Source organism: Klenkia terrae (assembly GCF_900491935.1).
GTDB classification, from domain to species: Bacteria; Actinomycetota; Actinomycetes; order Mycobacteriales; family Geodermatophilaceae; genus Klenkia; species Klenkia terrae.
The window spans coordinates 4,447,698-4,471,817 of sequence record NZ_UEXK01000004.1; the positions used below are offsets into that span (position 1 = coordinate 4,447,698).

Genomic DNA, 24,120 nt, shown 5'->3' on the forward strand with positions numbered 1-24,120 from the left:
GCATGAGCGAGCACACCCCCCGGCCCGGATCCGTCGCACTGGTCACCGGCGGGAGCGGTGGCTTCGGCCGCGCTCTGGCCGCCCGGCTGCGCGACGCCGACGTCCGGGTGGTCCTGGCCGACCTGGACTCCCCGCGCAACCGGGCCGTGGCCGAGGAGCTGGGGGTCGGCTTCGCCGTCCTGGACGTGACCGACCACGCGGCCAACCAGGCCGTCGTCGCCGCGGTCGAGGCCGAGCACGGCCGGCTGGACGCCGCGTTCCTCAACGCCGGCATCGCCGGCTCGGGCACGACCGACGCCCTGGACGTCGAGGAGTACCTCCGGGTCGTCGCGATCGACCTGCACGGCGTCGTCTACGGCACCGACGCCGCCCGGCCGGCGCTGCGCCGGGCCGGCGGCGGCTCGGTCGTGGTCACCGCGTCGCTGGCCGGGCTGTCCCCGATGCCGACCGACCAGGCCTACTCGGTGGCCAAGGCCGGCGCGGTGGCCTTCGTCCGGTCGATCGCCCCGGTGCTGCACGCCGAGGGCATCACCATCTCCGCGATCTGCCCCGGGTTCGCCGACACCGCGATCATCGACCCGCTGCGCGAGCACTTCGCGGCCGCCGACTTCCCGGTGCTCACCGCCGACGAGGTGGCCGCGGCCATGGCCCAGGCCTGGACGTCGGCCGACCCCGGCGCGGCCTACGTCGTCCAGCCCGGCGTCGGTGCGGTGCCCTACCGGTTCAAGGGCGTGCCCGCGGCGAAGACCACGGCGGGGGAGTCCGCCCGGATCCCCACCCAGCTGATGGGCCCGCTGTGACCGCGTCTGGCAAGGTCGCGGTCATGCGTGCATGGCGTGTCCACTCCCTCGGCGACCCCGCAGACGTGATGACCCTCGACGAGGTGCCTGAGCCGGAGCCCGGCCCCGGCCAGGTCAAGGTCAAGGTGCTGGCCGCGGCGCTGAACTTCCCGGACATACTGATGGCGCAGGGCACCTACCAGGAGAAGCCCCCGCTGCCGTTCACCCCGGGCCTGGAGCTGTGCGGCCAGCTGCCCGACGGCAGCCGAGTGCTCGGTTCGCCGTCCGGCGGGCCGGGTGCGCTGGCCGAGTACGCGCTGATGGACGCCGACGCCGCCTGGCCGGTGCCCGACGGCATGGGCGACGCGCAGGCCGCCGCGCTCTACATCACCTACCAGACCGGCTACGTCGGCCTGCACCGCCGGGCCGCCCTGCAGCCGGGGGAGTGGCTGCTCGTGCACGCCGGCGCCGGCGGCGTCGGGACGGCGGCCATCCAGCTGGGCAAGGCCGCCGGCGCACAGGTCATCGCCACGGCCGGCGGGCCGAAGAAGACCGCAGTCTGCACCGAGCTGGGCGCCGACCACGTCATCGACTACCTGAGCGAGGACTTCGTCGCCCGGGTCAAGGAGATCACCGGCGGCCACGGCGCCGACGTGGTCTACGACCCGGTGGGCGGCGACGTCTTCGACGGGTCGACCAAGTGCATCGCGTTCGAGGGCCGGATCGTCGTCGTCGGGTTCACCTCCGGCCGGATCCCGGCCGCGAAGGCCAACCACCTGCTGGTGAAGAACTACTCGGTGCTCGGCCTGCACTGGGGGCTGTACCGCAGCAAGGACCCGGGCCGGATCGCCGACGTGCACCAGGCGCTGTGCGACCTGTTCGCCGAGGGCAAGATCGACCCGCTGATCGGCCAGACCCTGCCGATGGACCAGGCGCCGACGGCGCTGGCCTCCCTCGGCGACCGCGGCACGGTCGGCAAGGTCGTCCTCACGCCGTAGGCCCCGTCGGGCAGAGGAACCTCTGCACCCCCTCGTCGGCCGATGAGGGGGTGCAGCGGTTCCTTTGCCGGGGCTACACGGCGGGGCGCGGCAGGTAGCTCAGGCGGGCGCGGCGGCGCATGACCACCCGGCGGGTGCCGTCGGCGAACATCTGCAGCTTCGCGAGCTCCCAGCCGCCCACGTCGGACTGCAGGCTCATCATCTGCGCCGCGGCGGACCGGCCGGTGCCGGACGGGATGCGCAGCGGGGCGTACTCCCACTCTCCGGTGATCGACACGCCCCCGATGGTGCCAGCCGTTCGCCTCCCGGTCACCCGGACGTCGGACGTGTCACGGCCGGCCGGGCCGGGCAGCCCTCCCGGGACCCACCCGACCCGGACCGCTGGAGGACCGCGATGACCGACCCCGTGGACGACGCCGACCGCCTCGAGCAGCAGCAGGCGATCACCGAGGAGGTGGGCCCGGGCACCCCGGTCCCGGCCGACGCGGACCCCGCGGACGCCGTGGACCAGCGGCGCGCCGTCCCGCTGGACGAGGACGACGCGCCCCGCTGATCAGCCCCGCGCGTCGATCAGCTGCAGCTGCCCGGTCTCCCGGCTGCCGACGAAGACCCGCCCGGTCGTCGGGTCGACCGCGACGGTGTTGGGCTGGCGGACGGTCGGGAACCGGGCCACCTCGGTGAGCTCGTCGCCGGCGGTGGACAGCCCGACCACCTCGTTGGTGGCCGTCAGGGTCACCCAGACGACCTGGTCGGTGCTGTCGTAGGCGAGGCCGTACGGCGTGCCCTCGAGGGGGTAGGTCGAGTCGAGCTCGAGTGGGTCCGAGCCGTAGACCAGCATCGCGTCGCCGCGGGTGTCGGCGACCAGGAACCGGCCCTGGCCGTCCGTGACGATGTGGGTGGGCCCGTCCCCCGCGTCCAGCACGGTCTGCAGCTCGCCGGCCGCGACGTCGTAGGTGGTGATGCTGAAGGCGCCGACGTCCACGACCCCGGCGACGTCGCCCACGGTGGCCACACCGCCGGGTTGGGTCTGGGAGTCGAAGGTCTGGGTGACCTCGCCGTCGGTGACCACCGAGAGGGTGCCGCCCATCTCGTCGCCCACCAGGATCTGGCCGCTGGCCACCCGGGCGGCGTCGTGCGGGTAGTCCCCGACCATCGTCTCGGTGACCTCGCCGCCGGGTAGCGCGACCTCGACGAGCATGTTGGAGTCCTCGGCCGGCACGAGCACCGGACCGCCCGGTGCGGCCAGCTGCAGGTGCCGGGCGTGGCCGGGCAGCGGGATCTCGGCCTGGGTCACGCCCTGGGCGTCGGTGAGCACCAGCCGGTTCGGGTCCCGGACGGCGACGGCGAGCAGCCCGGTGACCGGGTCGAACACCATGCCCTCGGCATCGGGGTCCAGGTCGACCACCGTCCCGGCCGGGTCGGCGGTGAGCTCGGGGGAGTCGGCCGGCTCGGCGGCCTTCACCGGCTCCGCGGCGGGGGCGTCGTCCGACCCGGACGAGCAGGCGCCGAGCACGAGGGCGAGGGGGAGCAGGAGGGCGGCGGTGCGGTGCATCGCTCCACCCTGCGGGTTCCGGGGTGCCGGCGCTGACCGGGGGTCACGCGGCCGGGAGCAGCTCGAGCATGCGGTCGACGGCGGCCGACCACGGGAAGTCGGCGGCCCGGGCCCGCGCCGCCCGCCGGCGCTCGTCGACCGGGAGGGCCAGCACCTGCTGCACGCCGTCGGCGAAGGACCCGGCGTCGTCGGCCACCGCGGCCCCGTGCCGACCGCCGGCCACCAGCTCGCGCAGGGCGGAGCTGGCCGAGGCCACCACCGGGGTGCCGCAGGCGAGGGACTCCAGGCCCGCCAGCCCGAAGGTCTCGTGCGGGCCGGGCGCCAGCGCGACGTCCGCGCTGGCCAGCAGGGCGGCGAGACGCCCGCGGTCGGCGACATGGCCGAGCCAGCGCACGGGCAGACCGACGGACCCGGTCTGCAGGCGCGCGGCGAGCGGACCGTCGCCCACCACCACGAGCGTGGCCCGGACCCCGCGCCGCCGGAGCTCGGCCAGCGTGTCCAGCGACCGCTGCGGGTGCTTCTCCGCCGACAGCCGGCCGCAGTGGACCAGCAGGACGTCGGAGCGGTCCAGCAGCTCCGCGCGCAGCCGGACGTCGAACCGGTCCGGGGCGAAGGTGCGCAGGTCGACGCCCAGCGGCACCTGGGCCACCGGCATGCCGAGTCGGGCGAACTCCTCGGCGGCGAAGTCGGTGCTGCAGACCACCAGGTCGTGCCCGGCCACCGTCCGGCGGTTCGCCGCGTCGGCCACCCGGCGCGCGGCACCCGGGGGGAGCAGCCACTGGGTGAGCAGCCGGTCCAACCGCTCGTGGGCGAGGACCAGCGCGGGGACGTCGCGCTCGGCGGCCCACCGGCCCAGGCCCCGCAGCGTCGTCCGGTCCGAGACCTCGATCCGGTCGGGGTGCAGCTGCTCCAGCAGTCGGCGCACGCGCCACGGGTCCATCACCCGGTAGCCGCCGGTGCCGGGCACCCGCGGTGCGGCCAGGGTCAGCCGGGTGACGGTGCCCGCCGCGACGTCGGCCGGGGCGCCGTCGGTCCGCGCCCCCGGGACGACGACGGCCACCGCGTGCCCCCGGTGCGCATAGCCCAGGGCGAGCCGGTCCACCGCCGTCCGCAGTCCGCCGGAGGTGGGGTGGTGCAGGTTGGCCACGAGGACGATGCGCACGCCCGGCACGATCCGGCTCTCCTGCGACGGCCCCGTGGCCGTCGGGTGGACGCCGTGCGGCGGACCGGCGAGCAGGTGATCATGCCGCTGTGACCTGGCCGATCGTCGTGGTGGTGGTGCTCCTCGTGGGGCTGCCGCTGGGTGCTGTCTGGTGGAGCCGCCGGCGGTTCTGGGCCCGGCTGCGGCCGGGGCGCGACCGCGACGTGCTCGGGGAGGTCGTGCGCCGCCACGGTCTAGGACCCGCGGCGATCGCCCGGGTCGAGGACGCCGTCCTGTGGGGGAAGCGGGTCGACGACCCGCGCGAGCGCGCGGCCGTCGTGGACCTGGCCCGGGCGAGCCTTCCGCGCCCGCCGTCCGGCCGGTGGGCCACGGTCGTGGTGGTGGGCGCGGTCGCCTACCTGGTCGTGGCGGTCGCCGGCGCTGTGTGGGCGACCGTGCAGGGACGGTGGGACGACGTGCCGTGGACCGTCCTCCTGGTCGCCGGGCTCGTCGGGGTGGGGAACGGCCCTCGGCTGGCGATCCGCCGGAACACCGACTGACGCTCGGCACGGTCGATGCGCATTCCGCAGCTGGGATGCACAGGAACCGTGCCGAGCCGGCCGGGGTCAGCGGGAGTAGTGCTCCACGACCAGCTGCTCCTCGCACTGCACCGGGATCTCGCTGCGCTGCGGACGGCGGGCGACGAAGCAGGTCAGCTCGGCCAGCCGGACGTCGAGGTACTTCGGCGCCTCGGCGTGCGCGCCGGACGCGGCCACCTGGAAGGGCTGCTTGGGCTTGCTGCGCTCGGCGATGGCGACCACGTCACCGGGCTCGACCCGGTAGCTGGGCCGGTCCACCCGGCGGCCGTTGACCGTCACGTGGTGGTGGGTGACGTTCTGCCGGGCCTGGTAGATGGTCCGGGCGAAGCCGGCGCGCAGCACCGTGGCGTCCAGCCGCGACTCCAGGTCCAGCAGCAGCGCCTCGCCGGTCTTCGCGCCGGTGTTGCGGCCCTGCTTGCGGGCCCGGTCGAAGGCCAGCCGCAGCTGGGTCTCGCTCACGTCGTACTGCGCGCGCAGCCGCTGCTTCTCCAGCAACCGGGTCTTGTAGTCGCTGGTGTTCTTCCGCTTGCGGCCGTGCTCGCCGGGCGGGTAGGGGCGGCGCTCGAAGTACTTCACGCACTTGGGCGTCAGCGGCATGCCCAGTGCGCGGGACAGGCGCACCTTCGGTCGGGGGGTGTTCACGGGGCCTCCTCGTTCGGTTAGCCTCACCTTACTCACACCGAAGACGAGGACCCCGCGATGACGTCGACCACCCCGCCCGCCGTCCGACCCACCGCCGCCGAGCGCGCCCGCAGCGTGGCCTGCCGCCCCTCGGCCGCCGTGTGCGCCGCGGGCGTGTCCGGGTCCCGCGTGCTCGCCCACGCCACCACCCGGGCCGGCCAGGTGTTCCTCGTCGTGGCCGAGGACGGCGAGCTCGCCGCCGCCGTCCGCACCGCCCCCGAGGGCGACCTGCCGGCGCTGCTGATGGTCACCGACCACGCGCCGGTCCCGCTGCGGGACCAGGTCCGGGCCCAGCTGTGGCTGTCCGGGTGGCTGACACCGGTGCGCCCGGAGGATCAGCGCGAGGTCGCCCTGGCCTTCGCCGACGTCCAGCCCGCGGGGGCCCTGCTCGACGTCGGCTCAACCGCCGTGCTGCTGCGCCTGGACCTGGCCGAGGTGGTGCTGGGCGAGGGCGGCACGACCGTCGAGCTCACCCCGGAGGACTACGCCGACGCCGAGCCCGACCCGCTGGTGGGCGTGGAGACCGCGGCCCTGCAGCACCTGGACGCCGACCACCCCGAGGAGCTGGCCCTGCTCCGCTCGCGCATCCCGGGCGTCTGGGTGACCGACACCGACGTCGTGCGGCCGCTGGGCCTGGACCGCTCGGGCTTCCGGCTCCGCATCGAGTCCGCCCGCGGCCACCGCGACGTCCGGGTCCCCTTCGACGTCCCGGTGACCTCCGAGGCCGATCTCGGTCCCGCGGTGCACCGGCTCATGTGCGCGGCCCGGCGCTGCTGCCGGGCGCAGGACTGAGCGCGCCGCCGGTCAGCACCAGCCGGCGGTCCAGCCCGAGGTCGGCGAGGAACCGCTCGTCGTGGCTGACGACCAGCAGGGCGCCCCGGTAGGCCGCCAGCGCCTGCACCAGGTGCCGCACGCTGGCCAGGTCCAGGTTGTTGGTCGGCTCGTCGAGCACCAGCAGCTGCGGTGCCGGGTCGGCGAACAGCACGCAGGCCAGCACGGCGCGCAGCCGCTCGCCGCCGGACAGCGCCCCGACCGGCAGGTGCGCCCGCGACCCGCGGAAGAGGAACCGGGCCAGCAGGGTCAGCCGCTCCGACGCCGGCCGGTCCGGTGCCGCGGCGGCCAGGGCGTCGGCGACCGTCGTCCCGGGGTCGAGCAGGTCCAGCCGCTGCGACAGGTGGGCGACCCTTCCCTCGGCCCGGGTGACCGTGCCCCGGTCGGGGACCAGCGCGCCGGTCAGCACCTGCAGCAGGGTGGTCTTGCCCGAGCCGTTGGCGCCGGTCAGGGCCACCCGTTCCGGCCCGCGCAGCACCAGGTCCACCCCGGCCGGGAACGGGTCGCGGACGCCGACGCCGCGCGCCTCCAGCACGGTGCGCCCGGCCGGCACCCGGGTGTCGGGCAGCTCCAGGGCGATCTCGTCGTCGGTCCGCAGGGCGGCCTCCGCACGGTCCAGGCGGGCCCGGGCGTCGTCCACCCGGGAGCCGTGCGTGCCGTCGGCGCGACCAGCGGACTCCTCGGCCCGGCGCTTGCGGGCGCCGAGCAGGATCTTCGGGATCCCGGCGTCCGGCGCCTTCCGGGCGGCGGAGCCGGCCCGGCGCTCGGCCCGCTCCCGGGCCTCCTGCTTCTCCCGCTTCTCCCGCCGCAGCGCCTGCTCGGCGCCCCGGACGTCGCGCTCGGCGGCGGCCTGCTCGGTGGCCACCACCGACGTCCACTCCGTGTACCCACCGGCGACCAACCGCAGCCGGCCCCGGTCGAGCTCGGCGATCTGGTCCATGCGGTCGAGCAGGTCGCGGTCGTGGCTGACCACCAGCACCGTGCCGCCGGCGCCGGCCACGACGTCGTGCAGCCGGGCCCGCTCGCGGGCGTCGAGGTTGTTGGTCGGCTCGTCGAGCAGCAGGACGTCGGGACGGCGGAGCAGCTGCCCGGCCAGCCCGAGCACCACCACCTGGCCGCCGCTGAGGGTGGCCAGCTCCCGGTCCAGGCCGATGCCGCCCAGGCCCAGCCGGTCGAGCTGGGCGGAGGCGCGCTCCTCGACGTCCCAGTCGGTGCCGACGGTGTCGAGGCGGGCGGGGTCGACGTCGCCGGACTCCACGGCGCGGATCGCCGCCAGCACCGGGGCGACCCCGAGGACGTCGGCGACCGTGCCCGCGGCGGTGGTCGGCAGCGCCTGCGGCAGGTACCCGACCACGCCGTCGACGGTCACCGACCCGGCGGTGGGCGACAGCTCACCGGTGACCAGCCGCAGCAGGGTGGTCTTGCCGCCGCCGTTGGGCGCGACCAGGCCGGTGCGGCCGGGCCCGATCGTGGCGGTGACGCCGTCGAGCACGGGCGTGCCGTCGGGCCAGGCGAAGGACAGGGAGTTCAGCGTGATGGGCACGGGAGGACCTCGCGGGGGGACGCCGGGGGAGAGGGCGGGGGCGAGGTCGTCAGCGCACGGGGGCAGTCTGCCCACCCCGTCGCCCGCGCGCACCCGCTTTTCCACCCCGGGCCGCCCAGGCAAGGGAGCCCCTGCCGAATGCAGGGCGCCCGGCAGGTGCGGAAGGGATCCCTTGCCTCGGCCGGGCGGGTCAGCCCAGGTGGTCGCGGAGGAGCGCGGCCAGCCTCGTCCGCCGGGGCTTCACGTCGACCTCGCGGACCGCCCTCGCCAGCGCGGCACCGGACGCGTGCACGATCGACAGGTGGCGCTGAGCCCGGGTCAGCGCGGTGTAGACCAGCGGCCGGGACAGCATCCCGCCGGCCTCCGGCGGCAGGACGACGACCACGCCGGGCCACTCCGAGCCCTGCGCGCGGTGCACGGTGATCGCCCAGCCGTGCTTGAGGTCGCCCAGCGCCGAGGTGGGCACGGTGCACGGCCCGGAGCTGAAGTCGACCGACAGCGTGCCGTCGCCGGTGCCGGTGACCACGCCGACCTCGCCGTTGGCGAAGCCGACCGGGTCCAGGTCCAGGTGGTTGGCGGTGGCGACCACCCGGTCGCCGACGTCGAAGCCCCAGACGGTGCCGTCGCCGGGGTTGAGCCGGGCCTTCAGCGCCTTGTTCAGCTCGATCGTGCCGGCCGGTCCGCGGTGCACCGGCGTCACCACCTGCACGGTGGACGGGTCGATCGACAGCGCCCGCGGGATGGAGTCGGTGACCAGCTGGACCACCCGGCGGGCGGCCTCGGCGCTGCCCTGCGCCGGCACGATGACCACCTCGCGGTCGGGGGAGTCCACCTGCACCAGCTCGCCGCCGCGCACGCCGGTCGCCAGTTTCGCGATGGCGCCACCGGCGGCCTGCCGGTGCAGGATCGTCAGCTCGGTCACCGGCACGACGCCGGAGTCGATCAGGTCGCCCAGCACGTGGCCCGGACCGATCGAGGGCAGCTGCGCCGGGTCGCCGACCAGCAGCAGGTGCGTGCCGTCGCCGCACGCCTCGAGCAGGGCGGCGGTCAGCTCGACGTCCAGCATCGAGGCCTCGTCGACGACGACCACGTCGGCGTCCAGCGGCCACTCCTCGTTGCGGGCGAACCCGCCCGTCATGCCCTGCGCGCCCAGCAGCCGGTGCACGGTGGTCGCCGGGTGGTCGGTGAGCTCCTCCAGCCGCTTGGCCGCCCGGCCGGTCGGTGCGGCCAGCGCGAGCTCGACGCCCTTCGACTCCAGCAGCTTGACGACGCTGGCGACGGTGCGGCTCTTGCCGGTACCGGGTCCACCGGTCAGCAGCGAGACCCCGGCGGCGAGGACCTGGGTCACCGCGTCCTTCTGCGCCGGGTCCAGCCCCTGCGCCACCGCCTTCACCGCGGACGCCGGGGCGATCGGCTCGGCGGTGGCCGCCAGCCGGGCGATGTTCTCGGCCACGGCGTCCTCGGCCATGCCGTAGCGGGCCAGGCTCAGCGTCCGCAGCGACGGGTCCGGCTCCTCGTCGGACTCCTCGTCGAACGGGGGCTCGTGCTCCAGCACGTCCCCGCTCTCCACGGCGGCCAGCACCGCGGCGGCGACGTCGTCCACGCCCTCGGCGCGCAGCGCGGTGAGCACCTGGTCCACCGGCAGCACGGTGTGCCCGTCGCGGGTGGCGGTGCGCAGGGTGAGCGCGACCAGGGCCCGGCCGCGCCGGCTGTCCTGCCGGTCGGCCCCCTTGAGGACGGCGATCGCGAGCCGGTCGGCGTCGGCGAGGGACACCTGGTTGAGCAGCAGCAACCGCCACGGGTCGTCCCGCAGGCGCCGTCCGGCGTCCGGGCCCAGCACCTCGCTGACCCCGGCGGCGAGCTTGGCGGCCAGGCCGGCACCGACCAGCAGCTCGACGACCTCGTAGGCCGGGGCCGCCGACAGGAAGGAGGAGAACAGCCGCTCGGCGCGCTGCCGGCCCACCCGCGGCAGCTTGACCAGGTTGTCGGCGCTGACGTGGTCGGGGGCGGTGATGCCGGCGCCGGGCAGCTCGGCGGCCGCGCGCTTGCCGAGCCCGGGCCAGAGCCCGGCGGCGGTGAAGGCGGCGAAGACGGGGTCGGTCATCCGGGGCGGCGGTCGGGGTACGAGGTGTGCGGGGCGGAGACCTCGTCCAGGGCGAACCGGATCGCCGCGGGCAGGCTGACCTCCTCGGCGTCCAGGCTGACCTGCAGCTGGGCGGCGGTGCGCGCGCCGACGACCGGGGCGACGACGCCGGGCCGGTCGCGCAGCCAGGCCAGCGCCACGGCCAGCGGGACGGTGTGCAGGCCCTGGGCGGCGGTGCAGACGGCCTCGACGACCCGGTCGGCGTCCTTGGAGCGCAGGTCGTCGACGAAGCCGGACCACTGCGGGGAGGCACCGCGGCTGTCGCTGGGGGTGGTGTGCCGGTACTTGCCGGTCAGCAGGCCGCGGCCCAGCGGCGACCAGGGCAGCAGCCCGATGCCCAGGGACTCCACGGCCGGCACGACCTCGCGCTCGACGCCGCGCTGCAGCAGCGAGTACTCCATCTGGCTGCTGACGATCGGGGCGCGCCCGGGCCAGCTGCGCTGGTGGGTGGCGGCCTGCGCGGTCTGCCAGCCGGTGAGGTTGCTCACGCCGACGTAGCGGGCGCGGCCGCTGCTCACCGCGGTGTCCAGGGCAGCCAGGGTCTCGTCCAGGGGGGTGTGGTCGTCCCAGGCGTGCAGCTGCCAGAGGTCGACGTGGTCCAGGCCGAGGCGCTCGAGCGAGGCGTCCAGGGCGGCCAGGAGGTGGCCGCGCGAGCCGCCGCGGCCCATGGCCCCGGTGCGGGTGCGGCCGCCGGCCTTGGTCGCGACCAGCACGTCCTCCCGCGGGACGACGTCGGACAGCAGCCGGCCCAGCGTCCGCTCGGACTCCCCGTCGACGTAGACGTCCGCGGTGTCCACCAGCGTGCCGCCGGCGTCGACGAAGGCGGTCAGCTGCATCGCAGCCTCGTCCTCGTCGGTGTCCCCGCCCCAGGTCATCGTGCCCAGCGCGAGCCGGGAGACCACCAGGCCGCTGCGCCCCAACGCCCGCTGTTCCACGAGGGGTCAACCTACCGGGACCTGCCAGGCCCGGACCGTAGGCTGCCGCCCCGTGGGTTGGGTAGAAGCAGTCGTCCTCGGGCTGGTGCAGGGACTCACGGAGTTCCTGCCCATCTCCTCCAGCGCGCACCTCCGGGTGGTCGGCGCCCTCTTCGGCTGGGACGACCCGGGTGCGGCGTTCACCGCGATCACCCAGATCGGCACCGAGATCGCCGTCCTCATCTACTTCCGGCACGACATCTGGAACATCATCCGGACCTGGGTGCTCTCGCTGCGGGACAAGTCGCTGCGCTCGGAGCCCGACGCCCGGATGGGCTGGCTGATCATCATCGGGTCGATCCCGATCGTCGTCCTGGGGCTCCTGCTGCAGGACAAGATCGAGACGACGTTCCGCGACCTGCGGATCATCGCCATCGCCCTGGTCGTGTTCTCCCTGGTGCTCTTCTTCGCCGACCGGATCGGCAGCAAGCAGCGCCAGCTGTCGGACCTGACCGTCGGCCACGGCGTGCTCTACGGGCTGGCCCAGGCGGCGGCGCTGATCCCCGGCGTGTCGCGGTCGGGCGGCACGATCACGATGGGCCTGTTCCTCGGCTACTCCCGGGCGGCCGCGGCGCGCTACTCGTTCCTGCTGGCCATCCCCGCCGTCCTCGGCTCGGGCCTGTTCCAGGCCTACGAGTCGCTGGACACCGGCATCGAGTGGGGCCCGACGATCGTGGCCACGGTGATCGCCTTCGGCGTCGGCTTCGCCGTGATCGCCTGGCTGCTGCGCTACCTGGAGCGCGGCACCTTCACCCCGTTCGTGGTCTACCGGATCGTGCTGGGCCTCGCCCTGCTCGCCCTGGTCGGCGCGGGCGTGCTGACGCCCTAACCTCGGACCATGACCACGGTGATCCTGCTCCGCCACGGCCGGACGACGGCGAACGCGTCCGGCCTGCTCGCCGGCTGGACCCCCGGGGTCCGGCTGGACGAGAAGGGCGAGGAGCAGGTGGCCGCCGTGGGCGCCCGGCTCGCCCCGGTCCCGCTGGCCGCGATCGTGTCCAGCCCGCTGGAGCGCTGCCAGCAGACCGCCGGCGCCGTCCTGGCCGGCCGCGAGCTCGAGCTGCAGACCGACGACCGGCTGGGGGAGTGCCGCTACGGCGACTGGACCGGCAAGCCGATCAAGGACCTGCTCAAGGAGCCGCTGTGGAAGGTCGTGCAGCAGCACCCCTCCGCCGCGGTCTTCCCCGGCCCCGAGGGCGAGGGGCTGGCGCAGACCCAGGCCCGCGCCGTCGCCGCCGTCCGGGAGTGGAACGCGAAGCTGGGCCCGGACGCCGTCTGGCTGGCCTGCACCCACGGCGACGTGATCAAGGCGATCCTGGCCGACGCCTACGGCATGCACCTGGACTCCTTCCAGCGGATCGTCGCCGACCCCGCCTCGATCTCGGTCGTCAGCTACACCGAGACCCGCCCGTTCGTGCTCCGGGTCAACGACTCCGGCGGCGACGTCAGCGGGCTGATCCCGCCGAAGAAGAAGGCCCGCCGCTCGCGGAAGGCCTCCTCGGACGCCGTCGTCGGCGGGGGCGCCGGCCCGGCCGGCGCGTAACCTCGTCGCCGTGCCACGCCAGGTCTTCCTCTTCGAACGCCCCGTCCGCTTCGTCGCCGGCACCGTCGGGCAGCCCGGCGACCGCACCTTCTACCTGCAGGCCGCCGACCAGGCCGGTCGGGTGGTCAGCGTCGCCCTGGAGAAGTCTCAGGTCGAGGTGCTCGCCGAGCGGATGAGCGAGCTGCTCGACGAGGTCGCCACCCGGGCCACCACCGTCGTCCCCCCGGACGCCGACGTCGACGACCTCGACCCGTTGACCGCCCCCGTCGACGAGGAGTTCCGCGTCGCGGCCATGGGCCTGGCCTGGGACGGCGGGGCCCGGGCCGTCGTCGTGGAGGCCGTGGCCGCGGGCGAGGAGCCGATCGACGAGGACGCGATCCTCTCCGACGCCGACGAGGGCCCCGACGCGCTGCGGGTGGTCATCCCCCCGGCGGCGGCCCGCGGCTTCGTGGCCCGCGCCCGCCGGGTGGTCTCGGCCGGGCGGCCGGCCTGCCCGTTGTGCTCGATGCCGCTGGACCCGGCCGGCCACGTCTGCCCGCGGCAGAACGGGTACCGGCGCTGACCGAGCGCCAGGGCGGCACGGGCGACGAGCTCGTGGACGCCTTCCTGGGCGGCGAGCTCGACGACCTCGCGGACGAGCCCGACGAGGACGACGAGTTCGAGGACGACGAGGACGGCGAGACCCGCGAGGTCGAGGGCCTGGCCTTCGACCACGGCGACCGGCGCTCGCCCGCCGACGACGCCGAGTCGCGCACGCTGCTGCTCGACGGCGAGCTGGACCTCGAGGGCCGGCTGCTCGACGCCTCCAACGTCACCCTGATCGGGGCCATCCGCACCGACACCCTGGCCGGGGAGTGCGTCTACAAGCCGGTGCGCGGCGAGCGCCCGCTGTGGGACTTCCCCGACGGCACGCTGGCCGGCCGGGAGATCAGCGCCTACCTGGTCTCCGAGGCCACCGGCTGGCGGGTCGTGCCCCCCACGGTGCTGCGCGACGGGCCCTTCGGCAGCGGCATGGTCCAGCTGTGGCAGCACATCGACCCGACGGTGGAGATGACCACCTTCGTGCGGCGGGACATCCCCGAGCTGCGCCGGATGGCGGTGTTCGACGCGGTGGTCAACAACGCCGACCGCAAGGGCGGGCACATGATCCCGGTCGCCGGCGGCCACGTGTACGGCGTGGACCACGGCATCTGCTTCTCCGCCGACCCCAAGCTGCGCACCCTGCTGTGGCGGTGGGCCGGTCAGCCGCTCACCGACGAGGCGGTCGAGGTGCTGGACCGGCTGCAGGACCAGCTGCGCGGTGACCTGGGGGAGCAGCTGCACGAGCACCTGACCCGCACCGAGGTCCGCCGCACCCAGCAGCGGGTCGCCGACCTGCTGCGCAGCGGCCGGCACCCCGAGCCCACGAGACCAGAGAGGATCTCGTATGCCGTCTTCTGCTTGAAAAAAAAAAATAGCCTCGCCTGTTTGACCTGGTTCTCAGCTTTCAAGTTTCAGTTATAAATGAATAATTTGGCTCGTTCGCAACTGCCGCGTGAGTTTACTATCCGCTTCCAATNTGCCCTCCCTGCCCGGGAACGGCCCCGCCCTGCGGTTGCACGACACCGCGCGCAGCGAGGTCGTGGCCACCAGCCCGGGTCCCACCGCGCGGATGTACGTCTGCGGGATCACCCCCTACGACGCCACGCACCTGGGCCACGCGGCCACCTACCTGGCCTTCGACCTGGTCAACCGGGTGTGGCGCGACCTCGGGCACGCCGTGCACTACGTGCAGAACGTGACCGACGTCGACGACCCGCTCTTCGAGCGGGCCAACCGCGACGGCGAGGACTGGATCGTGCTGGGCATGCGGGAGACCGCGCTGTTCCGCGAGGACATGACCGCGCTGCGCGTGCTGCCGCCCGAGGACTACGTCGGCGCCGTCGAGGCGATCCCGCAGATCGTCGCCCACGTCGAGGAGCTGCAGGCCGCGGGCCTGGCCTACACCCTCGAGGACGGCACCGGCGACGTCTACCACGACGTCGCCCAGGCGCCGGGTTTCGGCGGCGAGAGCGGCTACGACGAGGCCACCATGCTGCGGCTGTCCGCCGAGCGCGGGGGAGACCCCGATCGTCCGGGCAAGCGCAACCGGCTGGACCCGCTGCTGTGGCGCGGGGCCCGCGAGGGCGAGCCGTCCTGGGCCGGGCCGCAGGGCGTGGCCGGGCGACCGGGCTGGCACGTGGAGTGCGCCTCCATCGCGCTGGGCACCATCGGCATGGGCTTCGACGTCCAGGCCGGCGGCAGCGACCTGGTCTTCCCGCACCACGAGTTCTCCGCCGTGCACGCCGAGGCGCTCACCGGCAGCAAGCCCTTCGCCCAGGCCTACGTGCACGCGGCGATGATCGGCCTGGACGGCGAGAAGATGAGCAAGAGCCGGGGCAACCTGGTCTTCGTCTCCCGGCTGCGCGGCGACGGCGTCGACCCCATGGCCATCCGGCTGGCGCTGCTGTCCGGGCACTACCGCACCGACCGCGCCTGGACCCCCGACTTGCTCTCCGACGCCGAGCGCCGGCTGGCCACCTGGCGCGAGGCCGTGACCCGCCGGTCGGGGGCGTGCGCCGCGGAGGTGCTCACCGCCGTCCGCGAGCGGCTGTCCGACGACCTGGACTCCCCGGCTGCCATCGCCGCCGTCGACGCCTGGGCCGCGGCCACCCTCGGCGGCGGCGACGTCGCCGAGCAGGACGAGGGCGCACCGGACGTCGTCCGCGACGCCGTCGACGCACTGCTCGGCGTGGCGCTGTAGCTCCCGTGAGCACCCCGTTCCGGCTCACCGACCGGGTCGCCCGCGAGCAGGCCGAGCAGCTGCTGGCGCCCGCGGCCGCCCGGTCGACGTCGTCCCGGGGACGGGTCCGGCCCGAGCCGGAGGACCCGCTGCGCACGGCCTACGAGCGCGACCGGGACCGGATCCTGCACGCCAAGGCGTTCCGCCGGCTCAAGCACAAGACACAGGTGTTCCTGCACCCCGACGGCGACCACTTCGTCACCCGGCTGACCCACACGCTTCAGGTCACCCAGGTGGCGCGGTCGCTGGCTGCTGCGCTGGGTCTCAACGAGACGCTGGCCGAGGCGATCGCGCTGGGCCACGACGTCGGTCACTCGCCGTTCGGCCACATCGGCGAGGACGCGCTGGAGCCCTACGTCCCCGGCGGCTGGCACCACGCGGCGCAGGGGGTGCGGATCGTCGAGGTGCTCGAGGACCTCAACCTGACCTGGGAGGTCCGCGACGGGGTGCGGGCGCACAGCTGGAAGATCGACCCGCCGCCGACCACCCGCGAGGCCGAGTGCGTGCGGTACGCCGACCGGATCGGCTATCTGTCCCACGACGCGCTGGACGCCGTCCGGGCCGGCGTGCTGGCTCCCGGTGACCTGCCGGCCCGCGCCCGGGCGGTGTTCGGCGAGCCCGGCAGCCAGATGGTCGGCGCGATGATCGACGCGGTGGTGACCGGCAGCCTCGCCGACGGCGGCGCCGTGGTCATGGAGCCCGACGCGCTGGAGGCCATGCACGAGCTGCGGGCGTTCATGTTCGAGCGGGTCTACGGCTCCGAGGTGGCCGCTGGCCAGAAGCACGTGGCGGTCGGCGTCATCCGCCGGCTGGTCGAGCACTACCTGGCCCACCCCGACCAGATCCCGGCCAGCTACCGCGACCCGGCCGCCGACACGATGACCCAGGTCGTCGACCACGTCACCGGCATGACCGACCGCTATGCGCTGACCACCCACGACCGCCTCTTCGACGCCGACGCCACGGCGAGGATGACCCCGCTGCTCGGCTCCCCGTGAGGTGGCCGGCTGAGGGCTACTTCTCGCGGCGCTTCAGGTAGCGCTCGAACTCTCTCGCGATCTGGTCGCCGTCGGCCTGGGACAGGTCGCTCTCGGTGGCCCGCTCCTCCAGGGAGCGCACGTACTCCACGACCTCGTCGTCGTCGGCGGCCATCTCGTCGACGGTCCGCACCCACTGCTCGGCCTGCTCGGGCAGCCCGCCCAGCGGCACGGCCAGCTCGAGGACCTCCTCCACCCGGTGCAGCAGCGCGACCGTGGCGCGGGGGGAGGGCGGCTGCGACACGTAGTGCGGGACGGCGGCCCAGAAGCTCACCGCGGGCAGCCCGGCCTGGACGCAGGCGTCCTGGAAGACGCCGAGGATGCCGGTGGGGCCCTCGTACGTCGAGGTCTCCAGGCCCCACTTCTGCGCCGACTCGCTGTCGTAGGCCGAGCCGGAGACCGGGGTGGGCCGGGTGTGCGGGGTGTCGGCCAGCAGCGCGCCCAGCGCCACCACGGTGGACACCTCGAGCTCCTGCAGGATGGCGATCAGCTCGGCGCAGAACCCGCGCCAGCGCATGTTGGGCTCGATCCCGCGCACCAGGACGACGTCGCGGTCGCCGCCGGCGGGCTTGCGGGCCACCGAGATCCGGGTGGTCGGCCACTCGACCTTGCGGCTGACGCCGTCCTTGAGCGAGACCTGCGGGCGGTTGACCTGGAAGTCGTAGTAGTCCTCGGGGTCCAGCGCGGCCAGCGGCTCGGCGTCCCAGATCAGCTCCAGGTGCTCCAGCGCGCCGGTCGCGGCGTCCCCGGCGTCGTTCCAGCCCTCGAAGGCCACCACGACGACGGGGTCGGTGAGCCGGGGCAGGTCGGAGGGGGTCGGGTCGATCACCTGACCGAGCCTACGTCGCCCGCGCGGTGCACCCCGGTCCCCGACGGCCGACGTGCACAATGGGCGCGAACCGGTCGCACCGTGGAGCCCCGCAACGCAGCCGACTCGCCCTCGGGCGAGCCGCTCCCGTTGTCCCCCCGTGAGGTCACCGTGCTCGAGACGCCCCAGCCCCGCCCCGACGCCACCGACCAGCTGCGCGCCCTGCTGGCGCAGCGGATCCTCGTGCTCGACGGCGCGATGGGCACCGCCATCCAGCGCGACCGCCCCGACGAGGCCGGCTACCGCGGCGAGCGCTTCGCCGACTGGCCCAGCGACGTCCAGGGCAACAACGACCTGCTCAGCATCACCGCACCGGACATCATCCGGGGCATCCACGAGGAGTACCTGGCCGCCGGCGCGGACTTGCTGGAGACCAACACCTTCAACGCCACGTCGATCTCGCTGGGCGACTACGGCATGTCCGACCTGGCCTACGAGCTCAACCTGGCCAGCGCCCGGCTCGCGCGCGAGGCAGCCGACGCGGTGAGCACCCCGGACAAGCCGCGGTTCGTCGTCGGCGCGATCGGCCCGACCAGCCGGACGGCGTCCATCAGCCCCGATGTCAACGACCCGGGCGCCCGCAACGTCAGCTACGACGAGCTGGTCGAGGCCTACCTGGAGCAGGCGCGCGGTCTCGTGGACGGCGGGTCCGACGTCCTGCTGGTCGAGACCATCTTCGACACGCTCAACGCCAAGGCGGCGATCTTCGCGCTGGAGACGCTGTTCGAGGACCGCGGCCGCCGGTGGCCGGTGATGATCTCCGGGACCATCACCGACGCGTCCGGCCGCACGCTGTCCGGCCAGGTCACCGAGGCGTTCTGGAACTCGGTGCGGCACGTGCGGCCGTTGCTGGTCGGGCTCAACTGCGCCCTCGGCGCGGCCGAGATGCGGCCCTACATCGCCGAGCTGGCCCGCGTCGCCGACACCTTCGTCTCCTGCTACCCCAACGCCGGGCTGCCCAACGCGTTCGGCGAGTACGACGAGGCCCCGCACGAGACCGCGGCGGTGCTGCAGGAGTTCGCCGAGGCCGGGTTCGTCAACCTGGTCGGCGGCTGCTGCGGCACCACCCCCGCCCACATCGCCGCCATCGCCGGGGTGGTGGCCGACCGGGCACCGCGCACGCCGCCCGTGGTGGCCCCCGCGCTGCGGCTGTCGGGGCTCGAGCCGCTGACCGTCGTCCCCGAGTCGTTGTTCGTGAACGTGGGCGAGCGGACCAACATCACCGGGTCGGCCCGCTTCCGGAACCTGATCAAGGCCGGGGACTACCCGGCGGCCCTCGCCGTCGCCCGCCAGCAGGTGGAGGCCGGCGCGCAGGTCATCGACGTGAACATGGACGAGGGGATGATCGACGGCGTCGCGGCCATGGACCGCTTCGTCAAGCTCATCGCCGCCGAGCCCGACATCAGCCGGGTGCCCACGATGGTCGACTCCTCCAAGTGGGAGGTCATCGAGGCCGGGCTCAAGTGCGTGCAGGGCAAGTCGATCGTCAACTCCATCTCGCTGAAGAACGGCGAGGAGGAGTTCGTGAAGCAGGCGCGGCTGTGCCGGATGCACGGGGCCGCCGTCGTGGTCATGGCCTTCGACGAGGACGGCCAGGCCGACAACCTGGAGCGGCGCAAGCAGATCTGCCGCCGGGCCTACGACATCCTGGTCGACCGGGTCGGCTTCCCGGCCGAGGACATCATCTTCGACCCGAACGTCTTCGCCGTGGCCACCGGCATCGAGGAGCACGCCACCTACGGCCAGGACTTCATCGAGGCCACCCGCTGGATCAAGCAGAACCTGCCCGGGGCGCTGGTGTCCGGCGGGGTCTCGAACGTCTCCTTCAGCTTCCGCGGCAACAACAAGGTCCGCGAGGCCATCCACGCCGTCTTCCTCTTCCACGCCATCCGGGCCGGCATGGACATGGGCATCGTCAACGCCGGGGCCCTGGAGGTCTACGACGAGGTGCCCGAGCTGCTGCGCGAGCGGATCGAGGACGTCGTCCTCAACCGGCGGCCGGACTCCACCGAGCGGCTGCTGGAGATCGCCGGGGACTTCGCCGGCGACGGCAGCGTCCGCGAGGTCGCCACCGAGGAGTGGCGCTCGCTGCCGGTGGGGGAGCGGATCACCCACGCGCTGGTCAAGGGCATCGACGAGTTCGCCGAGTCCGACACCGAGGAGCTGCGCCAGGAGATCTCGGCCCGCGGCGGTCGGCCGATCGAGGTCATCGAGGGTCCGCTGATGGCCGGCATGAACGTGGTCGGCGACCTCTTCGGCGCCGGCAAGATGTTCCTGCCCCAGGTGGTCAAGAGCGCCCGGGTCATGAAGAAGGCCGTCGCCCACCTCATCCCGTACATCGAGGCGGAGAAGCAGCCCGGGGACGTCGAGCGCAGCAACGGCACGGTCGTCATGGCCACCGTGAAGGGCGACGTGCACGACATCGGCAAGAACATCGTCGGCGTCGTCCTGCAGTGCAACAACTACGACGTCGTCGACCTCGGCGTCATGGTGCCGGCCCAGAAGATCCTGGACGCCGCCAAGGAGCACGGTGCCGACGTGATCGGGCTGTCCGGCCTGATCACCCCGTCGCTGGACGAGATGGTGAACTTCGCCGCCGAGATGGAGCGGCAGGGCCTGGACATCCCGCTGATGATCGGCGGCGCCACCACCTCCCGGGCGCACACCGCGGTGAAGGTGGACCAGCGGTACCACGGCCCGGTCATCTGGGTGAAGGACGCATCCCGGTCCGTGCCGGTGGTCGCCGCCCTGCTGTCCGACGAGCAGCGGCCCAAGCTGCTGGAGACCACCGAGGCCGACTACGACGCGCTGCGCGAGCGGCACGCCGCCCGGGAGGACACCCGCTCGCTGCTGCCGCTGGCCGCCGCCCGGGCCGCCGCCCCGGCGCTGGACTGGACCGACTACCGCCCGCCCCGCCCGCGGCTGCTGGCCCGGCAGGCCCACGACGCCTGCGCCGGTCCCTCCTGCGACCACCGCGCCGGGCACGTCACCCAGAACACCTCGGTGTTCACCGACTACCCGCTGGCCGAGCTGCGCGACTACATCGACTGGCAGCCCTTCTTCAACGCCTGGGAGATGCGCGGCCGGTTCCCCGACATCCTCAACAACCCGGCCACCGGCGAGGCGGCCCGCCGGCTCTACGAGGACGCCAACGCCATGCTCGACCGGGTCGTCGAGGAGAAGTGGCTGCGGGCCGCCGGGGTGTTCGGGCTCTTCCCGGCGTCCCGGGTGGACGGCGTCGAGGACATCACCGTCTACGCCGACGACGCCCGCACCGAGGTCGCCGCGACCTTCCACCACCTGCGCCAGCAGGGCGAGGGCCGCGACGGGTCCGCCCGCAAGTCCCTCGCCGACTTCGTCGCCCCGGCGTCGACCGGGCTGCGCGACCACGTGGGCGCCTTCGCGGTGACCGCCGGGCTGGGCTCGCAGGAGAGGGTGGCCCAGTTCAAGGCCGACCTGGACGACTACTCCGCGATCATGCTGGAGTCGCTGGCCGACCGGCTGGCCGAGGCCTTCGCCGAGCGGCTGCACGAGCGGGTGCGCACCGAGTTCTGGGGCTACGCCCCCGACGAGGACCTGGACGGCGACGCCCTGCTCGCCGAGAAGTACCGCGGCATCCGGCCGGCTCCGGGCTATCCCGCCTGCCCCGAGCACACCGAGAAGCAGACGATCTGGCAGCTGCTGGACGTCGAAGCCACGGTCGGCATCGAGCTGACCGAGTCGATGGCGATGTGGCCCGGCGCCGCGGTGAGCGGGCTGTACTTCTCCCACCCGCAGTCGCAGTACTTCGTGCTCGGCCGGGTCGGCCGCGACCAGGTCAGCGACTACGCCGCCCGCAAGGGCTGGACCGTCGCCGAGGCCGAGAAGTGGCTCTCGCCCAACCTGGGGTACCGGACCGAGGATGAGTGAGCTGACCGCCGTCCTGTTCGACATGGACGGGACCCTGCTGGCGACCGAGCAGTACTGGGACGAGGCGCTCGTCGAGCTGGGCGCCGGCTGGGGCACGACCGTGGGTCCCGAGGCGCTCGCCGCCACCGCCGGGGTGGACCTGGACGGCGCCATGGCCATCGTCCGGGCCGCCGTCGGGGTCACCCGCACCCCGGAGCAGTCCGCCGCCGACCACGCGTGGGTGGTGGGCCGGGTCGAGGAGCTGATGGCGGGGTCGGTGAGCTGGCAGCCGGGCGCGCGGGAGCTGCTGCTGGCCTGCCTGGCCGAGGGCGTCCGGACCGCGCTGGTGACCACCACGCCCCGGGCGCTGGTCACCCACGTGCTCGGGCACCTGCGGCCCGACCTGGGCACCGAGCCGTTCGAGGTCGTGGTGTGCGGCGACGAGGTGCCAGCCCGCAAGCCCGACCCGGCGCCGTACCTGCAGGCCATGGCTGCCTTGGGCCTGGGTCCGGCGGACTGCGTGGTCGTGGAGGACTCGCTCACCGGCAGCCGGGCCGGCCTGGACGCCGGGTGCCGGGTGCTCGGGGTGCCCGCGGGGCAGGTGCTCCCGGCCGAGCCCGGCCTGACCGTCGGCTCGACCCTGGTGGGGATCACCCCGGCCGCCCTCGCCGCGCTGCCGTACCCGGTCCGGGCCTGACCCGACCGGTCAGACCGCCGTCACCGGGACCGTGGTGCGCCAGCCGGCGGCAGCGGCGGCCTCGGCCGGGAACCGCGGCGGGGTGCCGCCGAAGGACGGGCAGAACGCCTGGTGGTCGCACCAGCTGCACAGCCGGCTGCGGTTGGGCCGGAAGTCGCCGGTCTCGACCGCCTTGGCGATGGCGGCCCAGATCGCCTGCAGGGTGCGCTCGAAGCGCAGCAGCTCGGGCTCGTCGGGGGCGTAGGTGAGGACGTCGCCGTCCTTGAGGTAGATCAGCTTGAGCTGGGCGGCCACCACGCCGCGGGTGCGCCACAGCACCAGGGCGTAGAACTTCATCTGGAACAGCGCCTTGGATTCGAAGGCCTCCCGCGGCATGCCGCCGGTCTTGTAGTCCACCACCCGCAGGGCGCCGTTGCGGGCGACGTCGAGCCGGTCGACGAACCCGCGCAGCAGCAGGCCGTCGGGCAGGGTGACCTCGACCAGCTCCTCACGGCCCTCGGGCTGGATCCGGGTGGGGTCCTCCAGCCGGAAGTACGTCTCGACCAGTGCGCCGGCGGAGTCCAGCCAGCCGGCCAGCTCGGTCTCGCCCGCCTCGGCGGCCTCGAACAGGTCGGCCACGCCCGGCTCCTCGCGCAGCTCGGCCCAGGCCGGGTCGACCAGGTCGCGGGCGGCGGCCACGGTGCGCTCGGCCGGCGGCAGGTCGTAGAGCTTCTCCAGCACGGTGTGCACGAGGGTGCCCCGCACCGCGGCCCGGGACTTCTTCTCCGGCAGCCGGTCGATGGTGCGGAAGCGGTAGAGCAGCGGGCAGGTCTTGAAGTCCGCGGCGCGCGAGGGGGACAGGGAGGGCCGGCGCGGCGTGGTGTCGCCGGCCGTCGTCCGCTGGTCGGCCGGGTCGGCCGCCGGGTCCGTGACGTCCAGCGCGAGGTCCGTCGTCGTCATGCCCGCCACGGTAGGTGCGGGGTCCGACAGAACCGTCTCCGTAGGCTCGGCGCCCGTGGAACCCCAGCCCGGCGATGCCGTCCCCGAGAACCCGACGACCCCCGGCACCCCGGACGGCCCCGTCGACGGCCCTGTCGAGGCTGCTGTCGACGCGCCTGCGGAGGCCCCTGCCGACGCCCCGGTCGGCACTCCGGTCGGCACTCCGGTCGACGGTGCCTTCGTCGTCGGCGACCGGGTCCAGTTGACCGACCCCAAGGGCAACATGCACACCGTCGTCCTGGAGCCGGGCAAGCAGTTCCACACCCACCGCGGTGCCATCGAGCACGACAGCCTCATCGGGGCCCCCGAGGGGTCGGTCGTGCACTCGACCAACAACACCGGCTACCTGGCGTTCCGGCCGCTGCTGGCGGACTTCGTGCTGTCGATGCCGCGCGGTGCCCAGGTCATCTACCCCAAGGACGCCGCGCAGATCGTCGGCTTCGGCGACATCGGCCCCGGGATGCGGGTGCTCGAGGCCGGCGCCGGGTCGGGCGCGCTGTCCTGCTCGCTGCTCCGGGCGATCGGCACCACCGGCACGCTCACCAGCTACGAGCGCCGCGAGGACTTCGCCGACGTCGCCCGGGCCAACGTGCAGACCTTCCTCAAGGAGGTGCCGGAGAACTGGTCGCTGCGGCTGGGCGACCTCGACCAGCACCCGGCCACCGAGACCGTCGACCGGGTGGTGCTGGACATGCTGGAGCCCTGGGCGGTGCTCCCCACGGTGGCCGCCGCGCTGCGCCCCGGCGGCGTGCTGGTGGGCTACGTGGCCACGGTCACCCAGCTGTCGACCTACGTCGAGGCCCTCCGCGAGCAGGCGGTCTGGACCGAGCCGTACTCGTGGGAGTCGCTCCTGCGCCCGTGGCACGCCGTCGGCCTGGCGGTGCGCCCCGAGCACCGCATGGTCGCCCACACCGCGTTCCTGGTCACCTGCCGGCGGCTGGCCGAGGGCACGGTCGCCCCGCTGCGGGCCCGGAAGGCCCGCCGCATCTGAGCGGCCGGCGGGACGGGTGGGGCGGGGCGTCGCGCACTCGTCACGCCCGGCCCCCG

General features: G+C 74.3%; 22 protein-coding genes. 13 read left to right on the forward strand and 9 right to left on the reverse strand.

Going from position 1 to position 24,120, the window contains the following annotated elements; genetic code table 11:
- Window positions 1-2: 2 nt before the first annotated feature.
- Both LFA75_RS22020 and LFA75_RS22025 read left to right on the forward strand, forming a co-directional pair.
- Window positions 3-800, forward strand: a complete 798-nt coding sequence (locus LFA75_RS22020) for an SDR family oxidoreductase (RefSeq protein WP_225235718.1) — start codon at window positions 3-5, stop codon at window positions 798-800.
- Between the two features lie 23 nt (window positions 801-823).
- On the forward strand, window positions 824-1,777 hold the full coding sequence (locus tag LFA75_RS22025) for an NADPH:quinone oxidoreductase family protein (protein ID WP_225235719.1): 954 nt from the start codon (window positions 824-826) through the stop codon (window positions 1,775-1,777).
- 73 nt (window positions 1,778-1,850) lie between these two features.
- Here LFA75_RS22025 and LFA75_RS22030 read toward each other — a convergent pair whose 3' ends face one another.
- On the reverse strand, window positions 1,851-2,054 hold the full coding sequence (locus tag LFA75_RS22030; protein WP_225235720.1) for a DUF5703 family protein: 204 nt from the start codon (window positions 2,052-2,054) through the stop codon (window positions 1,851-1,853).
- Between the two features lie 117 nt (window positions 2,055-2,171).
- Here LFA75_RS22030 and LFA75_RS22035 point away from each other — a divergent pair, with 117 nt between their 5' ends.
- Window positions 2,172-2,330, forward strand: a complete 159-nt coding sequence (locus LFA75_RS22035) for a hypothetical protein (protein ID WP_225235721.1) — start codon at window positions 2,172-2,174, stop codon at window positions 2,328-2,330.
- Here LFA75_RS22035 and LFA75_RS22040 read toward each other — a convergent pair whose 3' ends face one another.
- Window positions 2,331-3,329, reverse strand: coding sequence for an NHL repeat-containing protein (locus tag LFA75_RS22040; RefSeq protein WP_225235722.1), 999 nt, complete (start codon window positions 3,327-3,329; stop codon window positions 2,331-2,333). It abuts the gene before it with no gap.
- Between the two features lie 43 nt (window positions 3,330-3,372).
- A complete protein-coding gene (locus tag LFA75_RS22045; RefSeq protein ID WP_225235723.1) occupies window positions 3,373-4,491 on the reverse strand; it encodes a glycosyltransferase in 1,119 nt (372 codons plus the stop codon).
- An 89-nt stretch (window positions 4,492-4,580) separates the two neighbouring features.
- Here LFA75_RS22045 and LFA75_RS22050 point away from each other — a divergent pair, with 89 nt between their 5' ends.
- Complete coding sequence (locus LFA75_RS22050; RefSeq protein WP_225235724.1) at window positions 4,581-5,030, forward strand: hypothetical protein; 450 nt, start codon at window positions 4,581-4,583, stop codon at window positions 5,028-5,030.
- Window positions 5,031-5,096: 66 nt separating this feature from the next.
- Here LFA75_RS22050 and rpsD read toward each other — a convergent pair whose 3' ends face one another.
- On the reverse strand, window positions 5,097-5,711 hold the full coding sequence (gene rpsD, locus LFA75_RS22055; protein WP_225235725.1) for a 30S ribosomal protein S4: 615 nt from the start codon (window positions 5,709-5,711) through the stop codon (window positions 5,097-5,099).
- A 57-nt stretch (window positions 5,712-5,768) separates the two neighbouring features.
- On the opposite strand from rpsD, the gene LFA75_RS22060 reads away from it, so the two are divergent.
- Window positions 5,769-6,542: a DUF2470 domain-containing protein gene (locus tag LFA75_RS22060; protein ID WP_225235726.1), complete on the forward strand. Its 774-nt coding sequence runs from the start codon at window positions 5,769-5,771 to the stop codon at window positions 6,540-6,542.
- Here LFA75_RS22060 and LFA75_RS22065 read toward each other — a convergent pair.
- The 3 genes from LFA75_RS22065 to LFA75_RS22075 form a co-directional block, all read right to left on the reverse strand.
- A complete protein-coding gene (locus LFA75_RS22065; protein ID WP_225235727.1) occupies window positions 6,502-8,124 on the reverse strand; it encodes an ABC-F family ATP-binding cassette domain-containing protein in 1,623 nt (540 codons plus the stop codon). The two genes, LFA75_RS22060 and LFA75_RS22065, sit on opposite strands and share 41 nt — an antisense overlap.
- Window positions 8,125-8,314: 190 nt before the next feature.
- Window positions 8,315-10,228 carry an AAA family ATPase gene (locus LFA75_RS22070; protein WP_225235728.1) on the reverse strand — a complete coding sequence of 638 codons (1,914 nt, stop codon included), beginning with the start codon at window positions 10,226-10,228 and terminating at the stop codon, window positions 8,315-8,317.
- The gene (locus LFA75_RS22075; RefSeq protein ID WP_225235729.1) at window positions 10,225-11,202 is read right to left on the reverse strand and encodes an aldo/keto reductase; all 978 of its coding nucleotides are present in this window, start codon (window positions 11,200-11,202) and stop codon (window positions 10,225-10,227) included. The genes LFA75_RS22070 and LFA75_RS22075 overlap by 4 nt, the downstream gene beginning before the upstream one ends.
- Window positions 11,203-11,254: 52 nt before the next feature.
- Between LFA75_RS22075 and LFA75_RS22080 the strand changes: the two genes are divergently transcribed.
- The 5 genes from LFA75_RS22080 (at window position 11,255) to LFA75_RS22105 (ending at window position 16,603) form a co-directional block, all read left to right on the forward strand.
- Window positions 11,255-12,070, forward strand: coding sequence for an undecaprenyl-diphosphate phosphatase (locus LFA75_RS22080; protein ID WP_225235730.1), 816 nt, complete (start codon window positions 11,255-11,257; stop codon window positions 12,068-12,070).
- A gap of 9 nt (window positions 12,071-12,079) precedes the next feature.
- The gene (locus LFA75_RS22085; RefSeq protein WP_225235731.1) at window positions 12,080-12,784 is read left to right on the forward strand and encodes a histidine phosphatase family protein; all 705 of its coding nucleotides are present in this window, start codon (window positions 12,080-12,082) and stop codon (window positions 12,782-12,784) included.
- Window positions 12,785-12,794: 10 nt separating this feature from the next.
- Window positions 12,795-13,346, forward strand: a complete 552-nt coding sequence (locus LFA75_RS22090) for a DUF3090 family protein (RefSeq protein WP_225235732.1) — start codon at window positions 12,795-12,797, stop codon at window positions 13,344-13,346.
- A gap of 972 nt (window positions 13,347-14,318) precedes the next feature.
- On the forward strand, window positions 14,319-15,566 hold the full coding sequence (gene mshC / locus LFA75_RS22100; RefSeq protein ID WP_225235734.1) for a cysteine--1-D-myo-inosityl 2-amino-2-deoxy-alpha-D-glucopyranoside ligase: 1,248 nt from the start codon (window positions 14,319-14,321) through the stop codon (window positions 15,564-15,566).
- 5 nt (window positions 15,567-15,571) lie between these two features.
- Window positions 15,572-16,603 carry an HD domain-containing protein gene (locus tag LFA75_RS22105; RefSeq protein ID WP_225235735.1) on the forward strand — a complete coding sequence of 344 codons (1,032 nt, stop codon included), beginning with the start codon at window positions 15,572-15,574 and terminating at the stop codon, window positions 16,601-16,603.
- 16 nt (window positions 16,604-16,619) lie between these two features.
- Here LFA75_RS22105 and LFA75_RS22110 read toward each other — a convergent pair whose 3' ends face one another.
- Entirely contained in the window at window positions 16,620-17,471 is an 852-nt protein-coding gene (locus LFA75_RS22110) for a PAC2 family protein (RefSeq protein ID WP_225235736.1), read from the reverse strand.
- A gap of 150 nt (window positions 17,472-17,621) precedes the next feature.
- Between LFA75_RS22110 and metH the strand changes: the two genes are divergently transcribed.
- Window positions 17,622-21,419, forward strand: a complete 3,798-nt coding sequence (gene metH, locus LFA75_RS22115; protein ID WP_225235737.1) for a methionine synthase — start codon at window positions 17,622-17,624, stop codon at window positions 21,417-21,419.
- On the forward strand, window positions 21,412-22,095 hold the full coding sequence (locus tag LFA75_RS22120; protein ID WP_225235738.1) for an HAD family hydrolase: 684 nt from the start codon (window positions 21,412-21,414) through the stop codon (window positions 22,093-22,095). The genes metH and LFA75_RS22120 overlap by 8 nt, the downstream gene beginning before the upstream one ends.
- 9 nt (window positions 22,096-22,104) lie before the next feature.
- Here the strand turns inward: LFA75_RS22120 and LFA75_RS22125 are convergent, their stop codons facing one another.
- The gene (locus LFA75_RS22125) at window positions 22,105-23,034 is read right to left on the reverse strand and encodes a RecB family exonuclease (RefSeq protein WP_225235739.1); all 930 of its coding nucleotides are present in this window, start codon (window positions 23,032-23,034) and stop codon (window positions 22,105-22,107) included.
- A gap of 55 nt (window positions 23,035-23,089) precedes the next feature.
- Here LFA75_RS22125 and LFA75_RS22130 point away from each other — a divergent pair, with 55 nt between their 5' ends.
- Window positions 23,090-24,064, forward strand: coding sequence for a tRNA (adenine-N1)-methyltransferase (locus tag LFA75_RS22130; protein WP_225235740.1), 975 nt, complete (start codon window positions 23,090-23,092; stop codon window positions 24,062-24,064).
- Window positions 24,065-24,120 lie beyond the last annotated feature (56 nt).

Excerpts from the sequence above, each read along its gene's own strand:
- LFA75_RS22020 (WP_225235718.1), top strand. The coding sequence starts at position 3 with ATGAGCGAGCACACCCCCCGGCCCGGATCCGTCGCACTGGTCACCGGC.
- LFA75_RS22025 (WP_225235719.1), top strand. The coding sequence starts at position 824 with ATGCGTGCATGGCGTGTCCACTCCCTCGGCGACCCCGCAGACGTGATG.
- LFA75_RS22035 (WP_225235721.1), top strand. The coding sequence starts at position 2,172 with ATGACCGACCCCGTGGACGACGCCGACCGCCTCGAGCAGCAGCAGGCG.
- LFA75_RS22040 (WP_225235722.1), bottom strand. The coding sequence starts at position 3,329 with ATGCACCGCACCGCCGCCCTCCTGCTCCCCCTCGCCCTCGTGCTCGGC.
- LFA75_RS22060 (WP_225235726.1), top strand. The coding sequence starts at position 5,769 with ATGACGTCGACCACCCCGCCCGCCGTCCGACCCACCGCCGCCGAGCGC.
- LFA75_RS22070 (WP_225235728.1), bottom strand. The coding sequence starts at position 10,228 with ATGACCGACCCCGTCTTCGCCGCCTTCACCGCCGCCGGGCTCTGGCCC.
- LFA75_RS22085 (WP_225235731.1), top strand. The coding sequence starts at position 12,080 with ATGACCACGGTGATCCTGCTCCGCCACGGCCGGACGACGGCGAACGCG.
- LFA75_RS22120 (WP_225235738.1), top strand. The coding sequence starts at position 21,412 with ATGAGTGAGCTGACCGCCGTCCTGTTCGACATGGACGGGACCCTGCTG.
- LFA75_RS22125 (WP_225235739.1), bottom strand. The coding sequence starts at position 23,034 with ATGACGACGACGGACCTCGCGCTGGACGTCACGGACCCGGCGGCCGAC.